Source organism: Methylocystis sp. Uni0008, from assembly GCF_056838045.1.
The window spans coordinates 1,110,995-1,131,485 of record NZ_CM166370.1; the positions used below are offsets into that span (position 1 = coordinate 1,110,995).

At 64.1% G+C, this 20,491-nt stretch carries 18 protein-coding genes; 6 read left to right on the top strand and 12 right to left on the bottom strand.

Going from position 1 to position 20,491, the window contains the following annotated elements; translation table 11 throughout:
* Positions 1-714: 714 nt before the first annotated feature.
* Positions 715-4,170, bottom strand: a complete 3,456-nt coding sequence (smc, locus tag AC0X69_RS05500; protein ID WP_482612063.1) for a chromosome segregation protein SMC — start codon at positions 4,168-4,170, stop codon at positions 715-717.
* Positions 4,171-4,572: 402 nt separating this feature from the next.
* On the opposite strand from smc, the gene AC0X69_RS05505 reads away from it, so the two are divergent.
* Positions 4,573-5,169 (top strand): gamma-glutamylcyclotransferase, encoded by a 597-nt coding sequence (locus AC0X69_RS05505; protein WP_482612065.1) that lies wholly within the window; start codon positions 4,573-4,575, stop codon positions 5,167-5,169.
* A 76-nt stretch (positions 5,170-5,245) separates the two neighbouring features.
* Here the strand turns inward: AC0X69_RS05505 and AC0X69_RS05510 are convergent, their stop codons facing one another.
* The 6 genes from AC0X69_RS05510 to AC0X69_RS05535 form a co-directional block, all read right to left on the bottom strand.
* Positions 5,246-5,716 carry a hypothetical protein gene (locus AC0X69_RS05510; RefSeq protein WP_482612067.1) on the bottom strand — a complete coding sequence of 157 codons (471 nt, stop codon included), beginning with the start codon at positions 5,714-5,716 and terminating at the stop codon, positions 5,246-5,248.
* A 312-nt stretch (positions 5,717-6,028) separates the two neighbouring features.
* Entirely contained in the window at positions 6,029-6,418 is a 390-nt protein-coding gene (locus AC0X69_RS05515; RefSeq protein WP_482612069.1) for a hypothetical protein, read from the bottom strand.
* A gap of 83 nt (positions 6,419-6,501) precedes the next feature.
* A complete protein-coding gene (locus AC0X69_RS05520; RefSeq protein ID WP_482612071.1) occupies positions 6,502-7,434 on the bottom strand; it encodes a glycine--tRNA ligase subunit alpha in 933 nt (310 codons plus the stop codon).
* A 135-nt stretch (positions 7,435-7,569) separates the two neighbouring features.
* Positions 7,570-8,265, bottom strand: coding sequence for an LAPAL motif-containing putative phage structural protein (locus AC0X69_RS05525; protein WP_482612073.1), 696 nt, complete (start codon positions 8,263-8,265; stop codon positions 7,570-7,572).
* A 213-nt stretch (positions 8,266-8,478) separates the two neighbouring features.
* The gene (locus AC0X69_RS05530) at positions 8,479-9,822 is read right to left on the bottom strand and encodes an IS1380 family transposase (protein ID WP_482608467.1); all 1,344 of its coding nucleotides are present in this window, start codon (positions 9,820-9,822) and stop codon (positions 8,479-8,481) included.
* A gap of 72 nt (positions 9,823-9,894) precedes the next feature.
* Positions 9,895-10,092, bottom strand: coding sequence for a hypothetical protein (locus AC0X69_RS05535; RefSeq protein WP_482612074.1), 198 nt, complete (start codon positions 10,090-10,092; stop codon positions 9,895-9,897).
* 164 nt (positions 10,093-10,256) lie between these two features.
* Between AC0X69_RS05535 and AC0X69_RS05540 the strand changes: the two genes are divergently transcribed.
* Complete coding sequence (locus tag AC0X69_RS05540; RefSeq protein WP_482612076.1) at positions 10,257-10,817, top strand: hypothetical protein; 561 nt, start codon at positions 10,257-10,259, stop codon at positions 10,815-10,817.
* A 73-nt stretch (positions 10,818-10,890) separates the two neighbouring features.
* Here AC0X69_RS05540 and AC0X69_RS05545 read toward each other — a convergent pair whose 3' ends face one another.
* Positions 10,891-11,637 carry an SDR family oxidoreductase gene (locus AC0X69_RS05545; protein ID WP_482612078.1) on the bottom strand — a complete coding sequence of 249 codons (747 nt, stop codon included), beginning with the start codon at positions 11,635-11,637 and terminating at the stop codon, positions 10,891-10,893.
* 364 nt (positions 11,638-12,001) lie between these two features.
* On the opposite strand from AC0X69_RS05545, the gene AC0X69_RS05550 reads away from it, so the two are divergent.
* Complete coding sequence (locus AC0X69_RS05550) at positions 12,002-13,060, top strand: DUF2778 domain-containing protein (RefSeq protein WP_482612080.1); 1,059 nt, start codon at positions 12,002-12,004, stop codon at positions 13,058-13,060.
* Between the two features lie 158 nt (positions 13,061-13,218).
* Positions 13,219-14,769, top strand: coding sequence for a B12-binding domain-containing radical SAM protein (locus tag AC0X69_RS05555; RefSeq protein ID WP_482612082.1), 1,551 nt, complete (start codon positions 13,219-13,221; stop codon positions 14,767-14,769).
* Positions 14,770-15,017: 248 nt separating this feature from the next.
* Here AC0X69_RS05555 and AC0X69_RS05560 read toward each other — a convergent pair whose 3' ends face one another.
* Positions 15,018-15,695 carry a tRNA1(Val) (adenine(37)-N6)-methyltransferase gene (locus AC0X69_RS05560; protein WP_482612084.1) on the bottom strand — a complete coding sequence of 226 codons (678 nt, stop codon included), beginning with the start codon at positions 15,693-15,695 and terminating at the stop codon, positions 15,018-15,020.
* Between the two features lie 296 nt (positions 15,696-15,991).
* Between AC0X69_RS05560 and AC0X69_RS05565 the strand changes: the two genes are divergently transcribed.
* Positions 15,992-17,002: a polyprenyl synthetase family protein gene (locus AC0X69_RS05565; RefSeq protein WP_482612086.1), complete on the top strand. Its 1,011-nt coding sequence runs from the start codon at positions 15,992-15,994 to the stop codon at positions 17,000-17,002.
* Positions 17,003-17,130: 128 nt separating this feature from the next.
* Here AC0X69_RS05565 and AC0X69_RS05570 read toward each other — a convergent pair whose 3' ends face one another.
* Together AC0X69_RS05570 and AC0X69_RS05575 are read right to left on the bottom strand one after the other, a co-directional pair.
* Entirely contained in the window at positions 17,131-17,463 is a 333-nt protein-coding gene (locus AC0X69_RS05570; RefSeq protein WP_482612088.1) for a PsiF family protein, read from the bottom strand.
* Between the two features lie 165 nt (positions 17,464-17,628).
* Positions 17,629-17,799 carry a hypothetical protein gene (locus tag AC0X69_RS05575; RefSeq protein ID WP_482612090.1) on the bottom strand — a complete coding sequence of 57 codons (171 nt, stop codon included), beginning with the start codon at positions 17,797-17,799 and terminating at the stop codon, positions 17,629-17,631.
* A gap of 159 nt (positions 17,800-17,958) precedes the next feature.
* Here AC0X69_RS05575 and AC0X69_RS05580 point away from each other — a divergent pair, with 159 nt between their 5' ends.
* Positions 17,959-20,121 carry a S9 family peptidase gene (locus tag AC0X69_RS05580; RefSeq protein ID WP_482612092.1) on the top strand — a complete coding sequence of 721 codons (2,163 nt, stop codon included), beginning with the start codon at positions 17,959-17,961 and terminating at the stop codon, positions 20,119-20,121.
* Between the two features lie 103 nt (positions 20,122-20,224).
* On the opposite strand, the gene AC0X69_RS05585 is transcribed toward AC0X69_RS05580, so the two are convergent.
* The gene (locus AC0X69_RS05585) at positions 20,225-20,440 is read right to left on the bottom strand and encodes a hypothetical protein (protein WP_482612094.1); all 216 of its coding nucleotides are present in this window, start codon (positions 20,438-20,440) and stop codon (positions 20,225-20,227) included.
* Positions 20,441-20,491: the final 51 nt, after the last annotated feature.

Sequence of the window (20,491 nt, forward strand, 5' to 3'; positions counted from 1 at the left end):
CACTATTATGGGCGCAAGCTTATTGGCGGCGCCGATTGACAATCTCCCGCGGCCAATCGCCGTATTGGCGGGCCCAACGGTGGCGCATGCTCAATGGCAAGCGGGGGCGTGCCGCGCCATCTGGGTGGCGGGACGGTGGGTGTATAGATGCGCTCCGACAGTCGGACGGCGCGTTTGGTCGTGGTGGTCGCACCCAAGGACGCAGGCTCAGGTATTTACGGGGCTCGGCGTAGGAGTTCCAAGCTACCTTTCCGGCAACCGGCCGCGCTCCGCGCATGCGCCCGGTTACCACACGCCGGGTTCCTACTATCAGTATCGCTATGCCGGGCCGCGTGTTTCCCCCTATCAAGCGAACTGGATGCGCTATCACGCTTACCGGCAGCAGCAGCTGGGCCACAGATACGGTCCGGTGCAAATGCCCGTCACGCGGTATCAGTCGATGGGCGCCTATCGCAGACCCTCTGGAGGCGCGTCGTCAGGGCACAGCGGCGGCGGCGTCTTTTACGATCCGCCTAGATAGTCGCCCACGAGTCTTCCACTGAGCAGACGGTCCAATCAAGCCAAGTCGCCGAGGCTAATGCTTCAGTTGAAAGCCTGGCCCATGACCTCTCCAGCCGAGTGAAGGCGTTCACAACTGCATCAATCAAGCGAGGCGACACAGGCGGGTTGACGGTTGATAGCCGCCATTGCGCGCCGCTCAAGCGACAAGCACAATTAACTCGCCAGCGCGAATTTCTCCGCCTGTTCGAGATCGACGGAGACAAGCTGCGAAATCCCGCGCTCGGCCTGCGTCACGCCGAACAGCCGGTCCATGCGCGCCATGGTGATCGGATTATGGGTGATGGTGACGAAGCGCGTGTCGGTCTTCTTGCGCATCTCGTCCAAAAGATCGCAGAAGCGCTCGACATTGCTGTCGTCGAGCGGCGCGTCGACCTCGTCGAGCACGCAGATCGGCGACGGATTGGTGAGGAAGACGGCGAAGATGAGCGACATCGCGGTCAGCGCCTGCTCGCCGCCCGAGAGCAGCGTCATCGTCGTCGGCTTCTTGCCGGGCGGACGGGCGAGAATGTCGAGGCCGGCTTCGAGCGGATCGTCGCTTTCGACGAGCTGCAGTTCGGCCGCGCCGCCGTCGAAGAGCAGCGTGAACAGCTCCTTGAAATGTTCATTGACCTTGTCGAAGGCGGCGATCATCCGCTCGCGGCCTTCCTTGTTGAGGCTGGCGATCGCGGCGCGCAATTTCTTGATCGCCTCCGAGAGATCGTCGCGCTCGGCGATCATCTTTTCGCGCTGCGCCTCGACGTCGGTGAGTTCGTCCTCGGCGCGCAGATTGACCGCGCCGAGTCGTTCGCGATCGGCGCGCAGATTTTCGAGCCGACGCTCGATCTCGGCGATCTCCGGCAGATCGTCGCCGTCTCTGACCTCGGCGAGTTGAGCCAACGCCTGCGGCGTCGATTCGAGGTCATGCGCGATGGCGCGCTCGACGTCGGCGACGCGCTGGCGCGCGGCGTCCAGCTGCGCCTCGCTGCGCGCCATTTCTTCGCGCGCGGCGCTCATCGCCTCGAGCGCGGCGCGGGCGGCGCGATCCGTCTCCGCGAGACGCGTTTCGGCGCTGGCGCGCGCGTCGGAGGCGTCGCGGCGCGCGGCCTCCGCCTCTTCCAGAGCGTTCATCAGCGCGCGGCGCTGGCCGATGAAGGCGTCGGGCGCATCGCTCAAGCGCCCATGCTCCTCCTGCGCCGTCGCCAGCCGCTCTTCCAGCTCGCCGATGCGGTCCTGCGCGCGGTCGCGCCGCTGCGCCCATGACGAGGCGTCACGCGCGATCGCCGCGAGCCGCGCGGCGCGCGCCGCTCTCTCATGGCGCAAACCGGCAAGCGCGGCCCGCGCCTCGCCCGCCTGCGCGCGTTCGGCCAAGGCGCGGCCGCGCAAATTTTCCAGCGCGCCGGCCAGGAACGCCGGCTCCTCGAGTTCGTCGAGCGCCTGCGTCACGCTGGCGCGCTTCTGCGCCGCCTCGTCGCGATTGGCGAGCGTCTGCGCCTTGGCTTCCTGCAGCGCCGAAAGCCGCTGGGCGATCTGCGCCTGACGGCGCTCCGCCGTCGCATGGCGTTCGCGCGCTTCCTCCAGACGGGCGCGGGCGCGCCGCTGCGCGTCGCGCGCCTCGACGTCGGCCTGCGCCGCCTCGCGCGCGGCTTCCCGCGCGGCGTTCAGCGCTTCGCTAAGCGCATCTGCGGTTTCGCGGGCGGCGGCGGCCTCGACGCGCAGATCCGCGAGCCGGTTCTTCTCAACGAGGCGGCGCGCGGCGGCGGTCGGCGCCTCGGCGGCCTGGGTGAAACCGTCCCAGCGCCACAGATCGCCTTCTTTGGAGACGAGCCGCTGGCCAGGCTTCAAGAGCTTGCGCAGGCTTTGGCCTTCGGCGCGCAGCACGACGCCGATCTGCGCCAGGCGGCGCCGCAGCGCCGGCGGCGCGTCGACAAGCTCGCCGAGCGCGCGCACGCCGTTCGGCAGGGCCGGGTCGCCCTCGCTTGGCGTCACGGACCAATGCGCCGGCGCCGAATCTTCGGCCGAGGCGTCGAGATCGTCGCCGAGCGCCGCGCCAAGCGCCGTCTCGTAACCCTTCTCGACGGTCATGCTCTCGACCACCGGCGCCCAAAGGCCGCCGGAGCCCGATTGCAGCAGACTTTCGAGCGTGCGGGTCTCCGTCTCGAGCCGCTGCGCGCGCAGCGCCGCCTGCTCCAGCGGCGCCCGGGCGGCGGTCTCGGCTTCGCGCGCCTGACGATAGGCGGCTTCGGCCGCCTGCGCGGTCTCTTCCGCGCCGCGCGCGTCCTGCGCCGCCTGTTCGAAGGTCTGGGCAAGCCGCTCGACCTCGTCGGCGCCGCCGCCCTGCCCGGCGATCAGCGCGAATTCCGTCTCGATGCGGGTCAGCTCGGCCTCGAAGCGGCCGACCCGCTGATTCTCGTCGCGCAGCGCCGATTCGAGCGCCGCCCGCTTCGCGTTGACGCCGGCGAGCTGCTCCTGCGCGCTCGACAGCTCGGCCTCGGTCGCCGCCAAGGTCGATTCGATCTCGGTGAGCCGCGACTGCGCTTCCGCCTCACGCTCGGCGTCGCCGGCGTCGCCGCCCTGCAGCTCGGCGCGCTCATGCTCAAGCCGCTCGGCGACTTCCGCGGCGTCCTGAATCAGCGCGCGCTCGCGTTCGAGATCGCGGCTGAACTGCTCGATGTGCCGCTGGAGTTCGGCGATTCGCTCCTTGGCGCGCTGCTCGTCGGCCTCGAGCGCCTGACGCGCCACGACGAGCCGATGCATCGCGGCGCCGGCCTCAGCCTCTTTCTCGCGCAAGGGGGGCAGCTCATGCGCGGCGATCGCCTGGAACTTCGCCGCCTCCGCCTGCTCCAGCGTGCGCTCCTGGACGCCGGCGCGGCTGGCGTCGAGCTTCTCCGCCGCCGCCTGCAGCTGTTCGGCCGCGAGCTGATAGGCGACGAGCGCCGCCAGCGCCTCATTCTTGCGGATCTGCGCCGCGAGGCCGCGATATTTCGTGGCCTGCCGCGCCTGCCGCTTGAGGCTGTCGGCCTGGCTGTCGACCTGCTTCAGCACGTCTTCGAGGCGGGTGAGATTTTCGGAAGCCGCGTTGAGGCGCAGCTCAGCCTCGTGCCGGCGCGAATGCAGACCGGCGACGCCGGCGGCGTCCTCGAGGATGCGGCGGCGCGCCTGCGGCTTCGCCGAAATGATCTCGCCGATCTGGCCCTGACGCACGAGCGAGGGCGAACGCGCGCCGGTCGCCGCGTCGGCGAAGAGAATCTGCACGTCGCGGGCGCGCACCTCGCGGCCATTGATGCGATAGGTCGAGCCCTGCTCGCGCTCGATTCGGCGCGTCACCTCGATCGCGTCGGCATCGTTGAAGGCCGCCGGCGCGGTGCGCGCGGAATTGTCGAGGACAAGCCCGACTTCGGCGAGGTTGCGCGCCGGACGCGAGCCGCCGCCAGAAAAAATCACGTCGTCCATGCCGGACGCGCGCATGTTCTTGTAGGAGTTCTCGCCCATCACCCAGCGCAGGGCCTCGACGAGATTCGACTTGCCGCAGCCATTGGGGCCGACGACGCCGGTCAGGCCCGGCTCGATGAGGAAATCGGTCGGCTCGCAGAAGCTTTTGAAGCCCAAAAGGCGCAGGCGCTCGAATTTCATGCTCAGAAGACCGCCACAAAGTGCAGGGGAAAGCAAGAAAACCGACGCGATATGTTGTGGGAAGACGGCTCCCTAACGCGTGCTTCGCCGTAGGTCCTTTAAGCTGCTCGGCTGCGAATCACGATTTTTGATTGCATCGCAGAAATGCGGCGGAAACAATAGACGCGCGGCTCATTCATACGAACGCAGGGCGAATGTTTCCTCGTCCTTCGAGACGCCTGCTCCGCAGGCTCCTCAGGATGAGGAAACCCCTTGCGGCGCGAAGGATGAGAAACGACCGCTTGCCTCGACCTCATCCTGAGGAGCGCCGAAAGGCGCGTCTCGAAGGACGAGGTCGATAGAGAAAAATTGGGCGCTGCGATTCGGCCGCTCTTAAGAGAACGCGAGGCCCCAAGGCGAAGCATGGGTTCAGCCAGTCCGCAGGACGAAGATTTCTGGGTGTTCGGCTACGGGTCGCTGATGTGGCGGCCGGGCTTCGACTTCATCGACAGCGCGCTCGCCTGGGTGCATGGCTACCACCGCGCGCTGTGCATCTTCTCGCATGTGCATCGCGGCACGCCGGAGCGGCCAGGACTGGTGCTGGGATTGGATCGCGGCGGCTCCTGCCAGGGCGTCGCCTTCAAGGTCGCGGCGCGCGACCGCGACAAGACGATCGGCTATCTGCGCGAACGCGAACTCGTCACGTCCGTCTACCTAGAAAAGACGCTCGGCGTGCGATTCGCCGACGGCGGCTGCGCGAGGGCCATCGCTTATGTCGTCGACCGCACGCATATCCAATACGCCGGACGACTGCCGGAAGACGATATGATTCGTCTGATCGCCGAAGGCGTGGGGCTGAACGGCGACAATCCCGCCTATGTGCGCAACACCTACGAACATCTGCTGCGGCTCGACATCCATGACGCCGAGCTCGCCGAGGTCGTGCGCCGCCTCGATCATGATTCGTGCCGAGCCGGACCCGCGGCCGGCGGCGCCGGCGACGAGCCGACGCCGCTTTGACGCGACGCGTTTACGCAACAGTTCGCGCCTATACGCGCGCGACGCAACGCTACGCCACTGACGGTGGTCCGCCGGATCAGTTGAGCAGCGACGCGGAAAGATCGCGCAGCGTCGCGGCGTCGGCGCAAAAATGCACATGCCATTCGGCGACGCCGAGCTCCTGCGCCATTTTGCGCAGCGCGCGGCGGTCGCATCGAGCGCGCTCTAAACTTCTGGAATCGATCAATTCATCTGCATTTGGGCGATTCCGCCCAAATGCAGCGTGATCTCCCATGCGCTCCTGCGCGAGAAACACGCAGACCGGCCGCGACGCCGCGCCCTCCCGCGCGACGCCGATGACGACGCCATTCGTCACGTCGGCGATGAAGGATTCCTCGCCCGACTGAAACACCGAGCAGACATAGCGGCGGCCGGAAGCGCCCCGCCAGGAAAAGAAACGGCTGCGCAGCGAATCCGTCGCGGCGAGCGACTGAAGCGCTTCGCCGCGCGGCGCGGTTTCGCCAATGACTCTGGAGACGCTGAAAGATGGGCAACGAGGTTGATACATGACACGATCCGCCAATCCGAAGACGAACACGGAACATGACTAGAACGAAACAGGCACATAGTCAACAAGCGCGCGCCCATCCGCATCTTTTGGGTTCCTGGCAAAAGACAGGACGGGCGCGCACGCGCCGCTACTCGCCAACGGCGCAAGACGGTTGCCCGTCTCACGCACTGTTATGCATGGCTTCGATCTTGGAAGATGTGCGCCAACGCGCATGACAAACGCTGTTACCTCTTACGAGGTGGGCGCCGCCTCGAATTGTCGCAAGGGCTGCGGCGCGCCGCCGCAGTACTTCGCAAAACGCGCGCGAACCTATCGCTTGCAGTGGACGGTGCGCACGGCGCCCGTGGCCTGATAGGTGAGCTTGGCGTCCTTTTTCGACTGATAGGGCGGCGGCTCCGGCGTGCAATTCACATATTGGCTTCCGAACACCGCCGAGAAATAGACCGTATAGGGCGTGCCGTCGGTCATCCCGGCGACCGGAAGTTTAACGCACCCCGTCTGCCCGATATTGAACTTGTCAGACCCGGCGACGGGACGACCGTTCAACATCACGCCCATCCGACCCGCGAAGCCGGCGCCCACCTTGATGTGCACGCATGCGGCCGTCTGAGCCAGGCAAGGCTGCGCCAGGAGGGCGAGGAGGCCCGCGCCGACGAGGCGCATTCTTTTGCCAACGCTGAATGAAGAGCCAATAGTCATGAAATATCCCCCAGTTAAACGCGGTCGCCCGCGCTGGAGGACTGTGAGCCAAGCCAAAGCTTTCGGCAAGGCCGACGCGGGCGCTATCCGTTGGCGCCGCCGCCCGCCGTGCGCAGCCAGGCCGCGCCGCAGGCCTTCGCGAGTTCGCGCACGCGCAGAATATAGCTCTGGCGCTCGGTCACCGAGATCACGCCGCGCGCGTCCAGGAGATTGAAGGCGTGGCTCGCCTTGATGCATTGGTCATAGGCGGGGAGCGCCATGAGATGATTCTCGTCGCCGGAGCCCGCGCCGAAATGCAGAAGGCGCTCGCATTCCGATTCGGCGTCCTTGAAATCCTCGAAGAGTTTTGACGTGTCGGCGGCCTCGAAATTATGGCGCGAATATTCCTGCTCGGCCTGCAGGAAGACGTCGGCGTAGGTGACTTTCTCGTCGCCGTCGCGGCCGTTGAAATTCAATTCCATGATGCTGTCGACGCCCTGCAGATAGCAGGCGAGACGCTCCAGCCCATAGGTGAGTTCGCCGGCGACCGGCGCGCATTCGAAGCCCGCCACCTGCTGAAAGTAGGTGAACTGCGAGACCTCCATGCCGTCGCACCAGCATTCCCAGCCCAAGCCCCAGGCGCCGAGCGTCGGGCTTTCCCAATCGTCCTCGACGAAGCGGATGTCATGGAGTTTCGGGTCGATCCCGATCGCTGCGAGCGAAGCGAGATAAAGCTCCTGCAGATCCGGCGGCGAGGGTTTGAGGATCACCTGGAACTGATAATAGTGCTGCAGGCGATTAGGGTTTTCGCCATAGCGGCCGTCCTTCGGGCGCCGGCAGGGCTGCGCATAGGCGGCGCGCCAGGGTTTTGGGCCGAGCGCGCGCAGCGTCGTCGCCGGGTGAAAGGTCGCCGCCCCCATCTCCATGTCATAGGGCTGCACGATGACGCAGCCCTGCGCCGCCCAGAAATTCTGCAGGGTGAGAATGAGCCCCTGGAAGGAGCGGATCGGGGAGAGATAGGGAAGATCGGGGAGCATGGGGGTCCTGCGAGAATTGCGCGCAAGGTATGGATGGGACGTGAAAGCGTCAATCGGGGTAGGAGAAAGGAGTCAGTGCTCTTCGAACTAGGGTGATTGCAGCGAAAGCATTTGTAACGAGGAGCGAAAGCCTGACTAAAAGGGGAAATCGTCCTGCTTGTCATGCGCCGGCTTTATCCCGTGGACCTTGATGATCTCGGACTTCGTGTCGATCAGCTCTCCGTTCTCGTCGTAAGTGTAGACAGTCCGCATTGTGCAGTGGAGAGCATCCTGCGCGTAAATCCCGATCTCGCGATCGTGTAGCCGGCGCAGCCAGCCCTCGTCCTTGATGGAAGCATTGACGGTGGCCTTGCCATGCGAGAACTGCCACATTGTGTTCTTGATCAGATCGGGCTTGCGGATGGTCAGGAACACCTCTGAGAAGTTTTCCTTCTCGATTGGCCCGTGAGGCACTTCCTCCAGCGTCTCGCTGGGAAGCCACGTCTGTGAAATATCGACCTTGTATTCGCGCGGCCCAAGATCGATTGCCATTTCGTCGCCAGTTTCGAGTTCTGCTTTGGCCTTCTGGACCTTGTCCATCGCGGCGATCAGGCGCCCCTGATGTACGGGGGGATAGTCGGGAAGATGGCGGACGTCGGTCCGCCGAGCAAGAGCCTGTAATTCGCCGCTTAGGGCCGCAATGTTTTCCTTGGCTCGCTGTTCGTCGTCGAGGTATCCCAGCATCGCGTATTTGGCGTCAATAAGAAAAGTCCCGATCACCTTCTTGATGTCTCCCGACCGCAGCGCTTCATCGTCAACCTTTTTTAGGAAGGTGCGAAATACGGCCTTCATCGACCCAGACTCTACCTCCTCTAGGACAATGGTGGTTTCTATCCCGTCCTATTCAGCCAGCCGACGGTCTTTCCCGAGTTTTTTCCGCGGTATGATCGCGGACGCGCGTCCGCTTTGCGGTTGATCGCTGAGTAATTTCTACACTTTTGGAACGCGTTGGAGTTGAAAGGACGGGCTCTCTGGGGCTTGCGGACGCGGTCTCTGCCCCGTCGTTCACGGTCCTGCCGGCTGTAACGCGCTGGCCAGACGTCGGAATAGCTCGGCTTGTGGGCAGGCGCTTGCGAGCGCAAGCCTGATGCGGCTTGCGGTCTCGACAATGCGCGCGCCGATCTTGAGCAGCTTCTCGCGCAAGGTGGCAAATTCGGCGACGGCGAGCGGATGGGGTTTTGGAATGGCGTCGCGCAGTTCGAGCATCAGCCAATAGGCGGCTGTATGCAGGAAGAGCCGCATCTGATTGGCGAGCGGCGCCCGACAGGAGGTGCGATCCGACGCCAGCTGGCTCTTGTGCAATTTGATCAGATTTTCCATCTGGCCGCGCGCGCAATAGAGCGCGTCGTAGACATGCTCGGGCGAGCCATTTGCAATGCTGGTGACGACATAGCGAATATCGAGCCCCATTTCCGTCGCTTCGATGCGGGCGCAGACGCGGCGCTCAGCCCGCCAAGATTTGGCGGCGTAGTTCGTTTGCGCGTAGCCGCGCAGGACAAGTATCTGTTCCAATGCGCGACGGGTGCGGATGTCGTCGGCCTTTTCTTCGACGGCGGCGGCGAGAAGCTTATTGCCGGACAGGCCGAAAACATAATCGAGGCCATTGTCCTCACACCAATCCATCACCTCGCGGCGGCCATAGTGGCCGTCGCCCCGAATGGTGATCTTGGTCGTCGGCCAATGCGCGCGGATGCGGCGGACGATCCGGCGCAAATGACAGCGCACTTCCTTGCCGGTCGGCGTCTTTCCCGGACGTAGAATGATGGCGACAGGGCGTCCGGTCACGGTGTCGTAAATATGGATCGGCAGGAAGCAGCGCTCATCGTAATGCGCATTGAACAGCGACAGTTGCTGATGTCCATGCACGACGTCGCAGGTGTCGTCGATATCGAGCGTGACGGCTTTCGGAGGCGCAGCGTAGCTGGCGCAATAAAGATCGATCAGCACGCCGCCAAGCTTCACGATTTCGCGCAAAGTCGGCGCATTCTCCCAACGCGACATGGTCGGCTGCGAGCACAAATCGTTCCCTGTATCGGGCAAGCGCCCGCAGGCGATCTTGAAGGCCGGGTCCTTGCGTAGATGATCGAGATCGTCCGCATCCTCGTAACCGCAAGCGATAGCGAGAATGCGCGCACGAAAAATGGTGGCGAGCGAATGGGTGATCAACAAAGGATTACGCGGATCGGCAATAACGGCGGCGAGCTTGTCCGCCAGCCCCAGACGACGTTCGGCTTGCCCCAGCAACATCACGCCGGCGTCCGAGGTGATGCGTCCGCCGTCGAATGCGGCGGTGATCTTCTTGCGGCCAACGGCTGGAAACGAAAATGGCAGGGGGGTATCTTCGGTCATGGCGCGCGTGGCGTCGATGCGATAGCGTGAATGATCGGCTTAGACAACCGATCCATACACTAAATCAACATTTTACGCTACGCTCGCCAGCCCAAAATTACCCCATCGCTGAATAAGGTGGGCTATCTTGGCTCCAAGGGACGGCAAGATGGCCTTGTCGAATGCCTGAAAGGCGTCGATCAATGCACTTGCAGCGTCGAACACACGCCGGGGATTGCCCTCCCCCTTCTTGAAATCAATAATGAAGCTGAAATCGCCTGTGCGGTCCATGAAGGCTCTCCCTCAATTACCGGTTGATGTGAGCCGATTCCCCAGAAAATCGGTAGACAATGACTCTGCATTTGGAAGAGCTATCGGATTCTACGCGACTTGATAGAAACTGCTGTACTCTAGAGATAAAAGACCGAAGTACAAAATGGAGTCGCACGTAATCAATGGCTTTTGCTTGGGATCGTCCGCCATGCGCCCCGTGTCGTGAAGGCAACAAGGCTGCAAGGCCGCTTTATGAAGCAATCGGACGCGCCATATCCAACTGGGAAGGCGTAGAAGTCGCCTCGCTAATCCTGTTCAAGTCACTTGTCAGCGACGATGCGCGCATCGATCGCTATGCCAAAACTTTCAGAATTAACGAAAGGGCGCGTCAGCTTACAGAGGCTGTGGATGGATGCACGTTGCTGGGCTTGGTGCTGGCGCAAGAGGCCCATGACGTCATCGTCACTTATCAGGGATGGTCAGAACGTCGGAATGACGTCGCGCATGGCTACGTAACGCCGATGTGGTCTCCAGACTATTCAAAGGACGACGCGCCAATTGTGAAGACGTTTTCGCTTTGCCCCTCGCATACCAATCCTTCGAAGTGGTTGAACGCCGAGCCGATCTATAATCTGAATGCATCGGAAGTTCGTGCGTTCGCGAAAGGCTTTGCATTACTGCACAAGCAATTTCAAAGTTTGGCGGCGCGGATAAGCGTAGTCACAGGTATCGCGCCGACCTAATGGCAATTGTAAACGCACGCCAGCAAGCACTTTTGAAATGGCTGGTCGGCCGCGCATGGCGGTCGCTTCCCCCTCAAAACTCCTGCGCGGTCGGCCGCACCACGATCTGGTTCACATCCACATCCGCCGGCTGTTCGATCGCGTAGCGAATCGCGCGGGCGATCGACTCGGCGGGGATCGCCTGATTGGCGAGCGGCTCCAGGAACTCCAGACTGCCCTTGTGCGAGGTGCCGGCGCCGATGAGTTCGGTCGCGACCGCGCCCGGCATGATCGTCGTCGTGCGGATCTTGCCGCCGACCTCGTGGCGCAGCCCTTCCGAAATCGCCGCGACCGCGAATTTCGTGCCGCTGTAGACCGTGCCGCCGGGGCTGAACACCTTTATGCCGGCCACCGAAGAGATGTTGATGAAATGGCCTGAGCCCTGTTTCTCGAAGACGGGCAGCGCGGCGGCGACGCCATAGAGCAGGCGCTTGTTGTTGATGTCGATCATCCGGTCCCATTCGTCGGTTCGACGCTCCGACATGGGCGCGATCGACATCACCCCGGCGTTGTTGATCAGCACGTCGAGCCGGCCGAAGGCCTGAACCGCGCCGGCGATAAAGGCGTCGACGTCGGCCTTCTTCGTTACGTCCAGGGTGATGGCGACCGCCTTTGCGCCGCCGGCGGAGAGTTCATCGGCGATCGCCTCGAGCCGCTCGACCCTGCGCGCGCCGAGCGCGACGGCGGCGCCATGGGCGGCGAGATCGCGCGCCGTCGCCTCGCCAATGCCGCTCGACGCGCCGGTGATGGCGACGACCTTGCCTTCGATTGCGCTGTTCATCTTTAAGATCTCCCTGCCCCCATAGAACGGCTTGAAGGCGCAAAGGTTTCGTCGCCCGGGCCTAACCCGGCCGCCCTGCGGCGCGGCGGCAAATCAGGCGGCGAAGCGGCGGCAAACTTGGCCGCTCGGCGCCGCGACGCTTCGCGAAAGCCGGCGTTTTCAAAGATTTAACTATTCGCCTTTACCGTAACGGCGAACAAGAATTCGCCCCAAAGCAGCCAAAGCAAGGCCCTTTAGTTCTGTTGTGAATATGCGTGGGCGTTCCGCGCAGTTCTGGCTTTCGCCGAACTTTGACGCGATCTCGCGTAAATGTCGGCGAAGATCAGAAGCCTGCGATGGAAGATCAGTTCGGAGGTAGGGGCGGATGATGCAAGGGATCGGTGCGCCAATCGACTTCGTTTCTTTGGATAGGCGTATTTATTCTCGCAAAAGCTCATCTCATCTGGTGATCGCCGGCGTTGCGCTCGCCGTGAGCCTTTCCGCGGGATATTGGGCGCTGTTGCAGCGCCCGGCGCCGCGCTCAGAGACCGCCGCGGCGCCTGCCGCGCCGCTCGCGCAGAATCCTTACGGCGCCATCGTCGGCCTCGGCGTCCGGCCGCAGTCGCTCGCGCTCGCCGAAACGACCGCGCGGGGAACGCTCGACGCCAGCATTCAGCCCGCGGCCCACACGCCGTCCGCCACCGTGCCCGAGCGCCAGGACCTCGACGACATGCAGGTCGCCTCGGCGGTCGAGGGCGCGGAGGGCGCGCCGCTGCCGCCCCGCCGGCCGGTCGAACTCACCGTCGCCAATCGCGGCCTCTATGAAGGCTCGCTGCGCCGCATGGCCCGCACCACCGTCGTGCCGGCGTCGCCGTCCGACGACCGCTCGATCTTCGAGAAATTCTTCGGCCTCGGCGACGCCGCGCAGGAGGCGCGACAGCAGCAGCAGCCGCGCGGACAGGCGCTCGCCTATGCGGCTCCGGACGGCGGCACGCTTTCGGATCTCAAATCCGGCATTCTCGGCGGCGCCGCCGGGGCGGCGGTCGGACCCGCGTCGCGCTACGATCGCCAGACCGCGATCTATGACATCTCCGCGCACACGGTCTATCTGCCGAACGGCACAAAGCTCGAGGCGCATTCCGGCCTGCGCGAACATCTCGACGATCCGCGCTTCGTCCATCTGCGCATGCGCGGCGCGACGCCGCCGCACCTATACGAACTCACGCCGCGCGAGGCGCTGTTCCATGGCGTCGAGGCGCTGCGCCTCACGCCGGTCGGCGGCGAAGGCGCGATCTTCGGCCGCGCCGGACTTCTCGCCCACACCTTCATGCTCGGACCGCGAGGCGATTCGAACGGCTGCGTGTCGTTCCGCGACTATCAGGCCTTCCTGCGCGCCTACAAGAACGGCGAGATTCGCCGGCTTGCCGTCGTCGCTCATCTCTAAGCGTCTATTCTTACGCGGAAAACAAGGAAGCGGCCCCGGCGGGCCGCTTTTTTGTTGGCCCGCGCGCCGGTCGCGCAACCTGGAACGATGACAAGTTTTCTTGTCGCGATTGCAAAGATCAACTACCGTGCGCGCTTGAAGCGCATGAGGGGTTTTGCATGACGGTTTCGATGTATCTCATCAATCCTGCCGGCGATTTTCCAACCTATTTCGGCGGCGAGGCGCTGGCGGCGTCAGGCGCGCCGGGCGGCGTGATGATGGCGGACCTCGCCACGGCCACCGTGGCGGCGCTTGCGCCGAGCGACTTCGAATTGGAGCTCTGCGAAGAGCAGATCGAACCGGTGAATTTCAATCACAGCGCGGACTGGATCGCCATCACCGGCAAGGTCAGCCAGCGCGGCCGCATGATCGCCATCGCCGACGAGTTTCGCCGCCGAGGCAAGAAGGTCATCATCGGCGGCCCCTATGCGAGCCTCTCCCCGGCGCGGCTGCGCGATCACTGCGACGTGCTCGTGAGCGGCGAGATCGAGGAAATTGCCGCCGATCTCTTCTCCGATCTTCGCGCCGGCAAGCCGAAGGACAGCTATGTCGGCGACAAGCCGTCGCTCGCCTCCTCGCCGCTGCCGCGCTGGGATCTCTATCGCAATGACCGCGCGATTCTCGGCGCCGTGCAGACCTCGCGCGGCTGTCCGTTCGAATGCGAATTCTGCGACGTCATTCAGTATCTCGGACGCAAGCAGCGTCACAAGCCAATCGCCAATGTCATCGCCGAGATCGACGCGCTGTGGAACGCCGGCTATCGCACGGCTTTCCTCGCCGACGACAATTTCACCGCCTATCGCGCGCACTGCAAGGAGCTGCTGGCGGCGATGGCGCATTGGCGCCGCGATCGTCCGATGGAGTTCGTCACGCAGATCTCGATCGACGCGACGCGCGACGAGGAGCTGCTCGACATGTGCGTCGCGGCGGGCCTCACTCAGGTCTTCGTCGGCATCGAGACGCCGAACATCGAAAGCCTGCGCGAGACCGGCAAGCGGCAGAATTTGAAGATCAGCCTCGTCGACGAAATCCAGAAGCTCGTCGACAAGGGCATGTCGGTGATGGGCGGCATGATCGTCGGCTTCGACCATGACGGTCCGGGGGTCTTCGCTCAGCAGTATGATTTCGCCATGGCGACGCCGATCCCGATCTTCAGCCTCGGCGCGCTGATGGCGTCGGAAGCGACGCCGCTCTTCGACCGCATCGCCCGCGAAGGCCGGCTGATCACTGGCGGCGTGGAGACCCAGGCGGTGCCGTGGAGCTCCAACATCCAATGCCAGACGATGAGCATGGAGGAGCTGCATGACGGCATGCAGAACCTCTGCAACGCGCTCTACGCGCCGGCCGCCTTCGGCGAGCGCATGCTGAACATGATCCGGACCTTCGGCCGCACGCGCAGGGGCCCGGCGCCCGAGCCCTTCGACGCCAAATCGCTGCGCGAAGTCGAACAGCAGGCGATGCAGGTCGGCATGGACGTGCGCAAGATGGGCGAAGCGGAAGGCCGCATGTGGAACCGGGTCTGGGGCGCTGCGGTGCGCAAGCCCGAGACCATCACCATCGTCGCGCGCATCATGTTCCAATATGCGCAGGCGCGGCACATGTTCGACAAGGGCAACTATTGGGAGCCGCAGCTCTCCAGCCCGCCGGTCGCGCCGCAGCGCGCGGCGTAGTCCTGCACGCAAGCCGGCTTCTTGGATCGCGAGCGCCAAGCGAAGCTCCCGTGAGCCAGCGAAATAGAGATCGCAGCGCATACTGCTTCCTCATCCTGAGGAGCGAGCGAAGCTCGCGTCTCGAAGGACGAGGAAGCTATAGCCGTTCCTCTCACCCTCGTCCTTCGAGACGCCGCTTCGATCTCAGATCGAAGCGGTTCCTCAGGATGAGGGTGGTAATGCAGCGCTGTAGAACCGCCAAAACGCCGTTAGACGACGATCGCCTTTAGAATCGACAGCGGCGCTTTCGAGCCTTTGACGCCGCGCAGAAGAATGCGCGTCGCCGGCGCGTCGGCGCGCGTGTGAATCGGCTCGATCGAGACGCCCCCCAACCTTCCCTCGATCGCGGCGAGACATTCGGCGAGCGCGTCGGCGCGGTGGATCATCACGAAGGCGCCGCCCGGCGCGAGCAGCGCGAGACAGGCGCGCATCCAGTCGGCGAGCGGCGCGCTGGCGACATGGGCGCGCGCCTTGGCGGCGTCGGGCGTCACGCGCACCTTGCCCGCGTCATGAAACGGCGGATTGGTGAGAACGAGCGCCGCGCTTTCATCGATCAGCCCGGCGCTGCGCCGCGACTTCGCGGAGAGAACGTCGGCTTCGTAGACGCTCACGCGCGCCTCGAGCGCGTTCGCGGCGACATTCCCGCGCGCCAGCGCGCAGCTCTCGGGGTCGATCTCGACAAGGCCGACGCTCGCGGCAGGGGCGCGCAGCGCGGCGATCAGCCCCACCGCGCCGACGCCGGCGCCGACGTCGAGAATGAGTCCCCGCTGATCTTCCGGCGTCGCGGCGGCGAGCAGCACCGCGTCCGTGCCGGCGCGATGGCCGGCGGCGCTTTGACGCAGGCGCAGGCGTCCGTCGAGAAAATCGTCCAAACGCGCGTCGTTCATGGGCGCCGAAAACTCCCATGATGCAGCGCGGCGAGCAAGGGCATTCGCGTCAACCTCCTCCCCAGCCCTCCCCCGCTTCACGGGAGAGCGAGCAGACTCGACGCTTCAACGATCGTGGCGCTTCATCGCTATCGCGGCGTTCCTCCATGGCGCCGCTCATTGGCGTCCCCACTCCCGCGAAGCGGGGGAGGGATAGGAAGGGGGCTCTACCGCGCGCCGCCTCTGCCGCCGACTTGCCGCCTCCATCCCAAAGCCGTAAGTTCGCGCCGACAAAGCGCAAGGCTTAAGGGGGGTCCGTGGGTATCGTCATTCCGCTAGATGAGAAAAAGGACGCCGGCCTCGACAGCCTCCTCGAACTCATCAAGCCCGACCTGGAGCGGACCAATCAGCTGATCATTCAGCGCATGGGCTCCGACGTTACGACGATTCCCGAGGTGGCGAACCATCTCATCTCCGCCGGCGGCAAGCGTCTGCGGCCGATGTTGGTTCTCGCGACCGCCGGCATGTGCGGCTACAAGGGCGACGGACATCTGAAATTCGCCGCCGGCATTGAGTTCATGCACACGGCGACGCTGCTCCACGACGACGTCGTCGATGAAAGCGACATGCGCCGCGGCAAGATCGCCGCGCGCATGCTGTGGGGCAATCAGACCTGCGTGCTCGTCGGCGATTTCCTGCTCGGCCACGCCTTCAAGATGATGGTCGAGCCAGGCTTCATCGCGCCGCTCACCGTGGTGTCACAAGCCGCGGCGGTGATCGCCGAAGGCGAGATCATGCAGCTCAACGCCGCGAAAGACACGACCACGACCGAGGACGCCTATATGGGCGTCATCCGCCGCAAGACGGCGGAGCTTTTCGCCGCCGCGGCCGAAGTCGGGGTGATGCTCGGCGGCAAGCCGAAGGCCGACGAGGCCGCGGCGCGCAGCTATGGCATGAATCTCGGCATCGCCTTCCAGCTCATCGACGACGCGCTCGATTACGGCGGCTCCTCGGCCAAGCTCGGCAAGAATGTCGGCGACGATTTCCGCGAGGGCAAGATCACGCTGCCCGTCGTGCTCGCCTTCCGGCGCGGCAATGAGAAGGAACGCGAATTCTGGCGGCGCACGCTGGAGAAGGCCGAGATCAAGGACGGCGACGTCGAGACGGCCTGCGGTCTGATGAAAAAGCACAAGGCGCTCGACGACACCATCGAGCGCGCGACGCATTACGGCGCCATCGCGCGCGACGCGATGGAGATTTTTCCGGCGTCGCCGTGGAAGAGCGCGCTGCTCGAAGTCGTCGACTTCTGCATCGACCGCGTCTACTAGACCAGCGTCCAAAAAGAACCTGCTGCGACGCTTTTGTTTCGAGCGACACCTTATCGATCACATTATTTCCATGTGATCGATAAGCGCTGTAGCGCGCCGCCGGCCGCCCGAGGCGACCGGCGGATTTATCATCCCTTCAGACACTCCGTTTTGAAGTGCTTGCGCTCCTTGCCGTGAAGCCCTTTGGCGTCGGCCTGCGAACGGCAGTCCTTGTCCTTCTCCGCATGCGTTTTCGCCGCTGGAGCGTGCGTCGCCGGCTGCGTCGCGGCGGGCGCTTCGGCGCTCGGCGCAGCCGCTTCTGACGGCGCGGCGGCCTTCGGCGCAATTTCCGCGGGCGGCGCCCAGGTGGTCGGCGCGGCGTCAGCGGTCGCTGAGGGTTTCGGCTCGGCGAGCGCGGCGGCGCCGACCGAAAGGCTGGCGAAAAGGACGCCAGCGGCAATGCTCTTCATGCTCGTAAACATCTACGCTTCTTCTTTGCTGGAAGGCGCGCCGCGACGCCGTGTGGTGCTCAGTCGCGGCTCTGAGTCCCTCATGCGCGAAGCGCGCATCTTCCTCGGCCGCGGCTGAAGCTTAGGCGATTTCGCACAGTTTGTCTTTGATGCACCGCAGCAGCGCCGAAAACGTCCCTAACGCCGCCACCAGACGTAGATGGCGACGCCCGCGATGAAGCTCGAATAAACGATCTTCCATGCCAGACGCCGCGGCGTCGATATGCGGCGAACGGGGACGCCGCGAGCTTGGGAGTGTCGGCGCTCGCCGACGGAAACCGGATTGAGCGCCGCGTGGTAGTAACGCATGAATCGCTCCTCATCCAAAGTGGACGGGTGGTTTACGGCAAGGCTAAGGCGCGATTGATTTACAAATTGCTTCGATTTCAAGCCGCGCGAAAGATCTCTGCGCTGCGCTGCGAAGCAGTGATAAAAAAGCCTCCAATGACAATGGCGGAGATTGATCGCATGACACGCGATTCGGCGAAGAAAATATCGGATTGCCGGTTCGATCTCGCCGGCGCGGCGCCGCCCGTCGCCGCAACGCGCCACACGCGGAAAGTCGTGCACGGGCGCGTGCTCGACGATTCATACGAATGGCTCGCCGCGAAGAACTGGCGCGAGGTGCTCCGCGACCCCGAGACGCTTCCCGATGAGATCGCCACGCTGGTCAAAGCGGAGAACGCGTATTGCGATCAGGTCATGGCGCCGCTCAAAGACCTGCGGACGGCGCTCGTCGCCGAGATGCGCGGGCGCATCAAGGAGGACGACAGCGACGTTCCCGAGCCTGACGGGCCTTTCGCCTATTACGAGCGCTTCCACGAAGGCGCGGAACATCCGCTCTACTGCCGGACGCCGCGGGAAGGCGGCGCCGAAACCGTCCTCCTCGACGGCGACGCGCTCGCCAAAGGCCACGACTTCTTCGACATCGGCGATGCGGCGCATGCGCCCGATCACGCGCAGCTCGCCTGGAGCGTCGACGACGCGGGTTCGGAATTCTACGACATCCGCACGCGTGCGCTGAGCGACGGCGCCGATCGCGACGACATCGTGAGCGACAGCGACGGCACGATCGTCTGGCGCGCCGATTCGAAAGCCTATTACTACGTGCTGGTCGACGAGAACCATCGCACCTCGCAAATCTTCCGGCACGAAGTCGGAACCGATCCCGCCGACGATACGCTGGTCATCGAGGAATTGGACAGCGGCTGGTTCGTCGGACTGCACGAAAGCCAATGCCGGCGCTTCGCGATCGTGTCGATCCACGGCCATGACGCGTCGGAATGCTGGCTTATCGACCTTCGCGTCGACAGTCCCGCGCCACGCATCGTCACGCCGCGCGAACCACGGCTGCGCTACGACGTCGAGCCGCATGGCGAGATGCTTTATATCCGCAACAACGCCGATGGCGCCGATGATTACCGCATTTCCGTCGCGCCGCTCGCCGAGCCCGGCCGCGAAAACTGGAAGGACGTCGTTCACTGCCGCCACGGCGTCATGATCGACTCCTTCACGGTTTATGCGCGCCATCTTATCTGGCTGCTTCGGGAAAATTCCCTGCCGAAGATCGTCATCCACGCGCTATCGAGCGGCGATGAACATGCGATCCATTTCGAAGAAGAAGCCTATGCGCTGTCGATCGATCCTGGGCTCGAATTCGACACCAATATCCTGCGCTTTGTTTATTCGTCGATGACGACGCCCGACGAGACCTATGATTACGACATGGATGCGCGCACGCGCGTCTTGCGCAAGCGCCAGGAGATTCCCTCCGGACACGATCCGAAGAACTATGTGACGCGGCGTTTTTTCGCGACCGCCCGCGACGGCGAAAGCGTGCCGATCACGCTTTTGCATCGCGCCGACTTTTCGCCCGGCGGCGAAGGCGCGCCGCTGCTGCTCTACGGCTACGGCGCCTATGGTTACGCGCTTTCGGCAGGCTTCAACGAAGACGTGCTGTCGCTCGTCGATCGCGGCTTTGTCTACGCCCGCGCCCACATTCGCGGCGGAACGGACAAGGGTTGGCGCTGGTATGAAGACGGCAAGCTTGAAAAAAAGCAGAACAGCTTCGCGGACTTCATCGATTGCGCGCGCCATCTCGTCTCGGCCGGCTATACGAAGGAAGGCGGCGTCGTCGCTCAGGGCGGATCAGCGGGCGGTCTGCTGATGGGCGCCGTCGCCAATGAGGCCCCGGAGCTCTTCGCGGGGATCATCGCCGGCGTGCCCTTCGTCGACACGCTGAACACGATGCTGCGCGAGGATCTTCCGCTGACGCCGCCCGAATGGCTGGAATGGGGGAATCCCGTCGCCAGCGTCGAAGCCTATGACCTTCTTGCGTCCTATTCGCCCTACGACAACGTACGCGCACAGTACTATCCGCCGATTCTCGCCATCGCCGGAATGACCGATCCTCGAGTCACCTATTGGGAGCCGCTCAAATGGGTCGCGAAGCTTCGCGCGACGATGAGCGACGGCGGGCCCGTGTTGCTGTTCACCCATATGGGCGCTGGCCACGCGGGCGCCTCGGGCCGGTTCGAATCGCTTGAAGACACGGCGCTTGAATACGCCTTCGCGCTCGCCTGCGCCGCGCGCGCGTTTAAAGACGCCGGCGATGTCCCGCTGGCGTCCTGACGCATCGCAATGTCGGCGCTGAAGTGAGCGAAAGCGTCTTCGTGCGACGCTTTGATTCGCGAACCGCTGCACTTCCCGCGAACGGGAAATGCAGCGAAATGGATTACTTGGTGGGATGCACCCATTCCGAATCCGGGGGAATGACGGGCTTGCTCTCGGCGGCCGGAGCGGCGCTCGGTTCGGGCGCGGCGGGCGCCGCCGTCTCAGCCGGCGCAGCGCTCATCGCAGCGGGCGCTTCGCTCTGATCCTCGGCGCGCGCCGGCGCGGAGAAAATTGCGCCCGCAGCGATCGCGGCCGTCAACAGCAGTATTTTCTTCATTTGGCGATTCCCCCTTTGGAATTTGGCCCGAGTCGCGGGGTTGCGCTCATT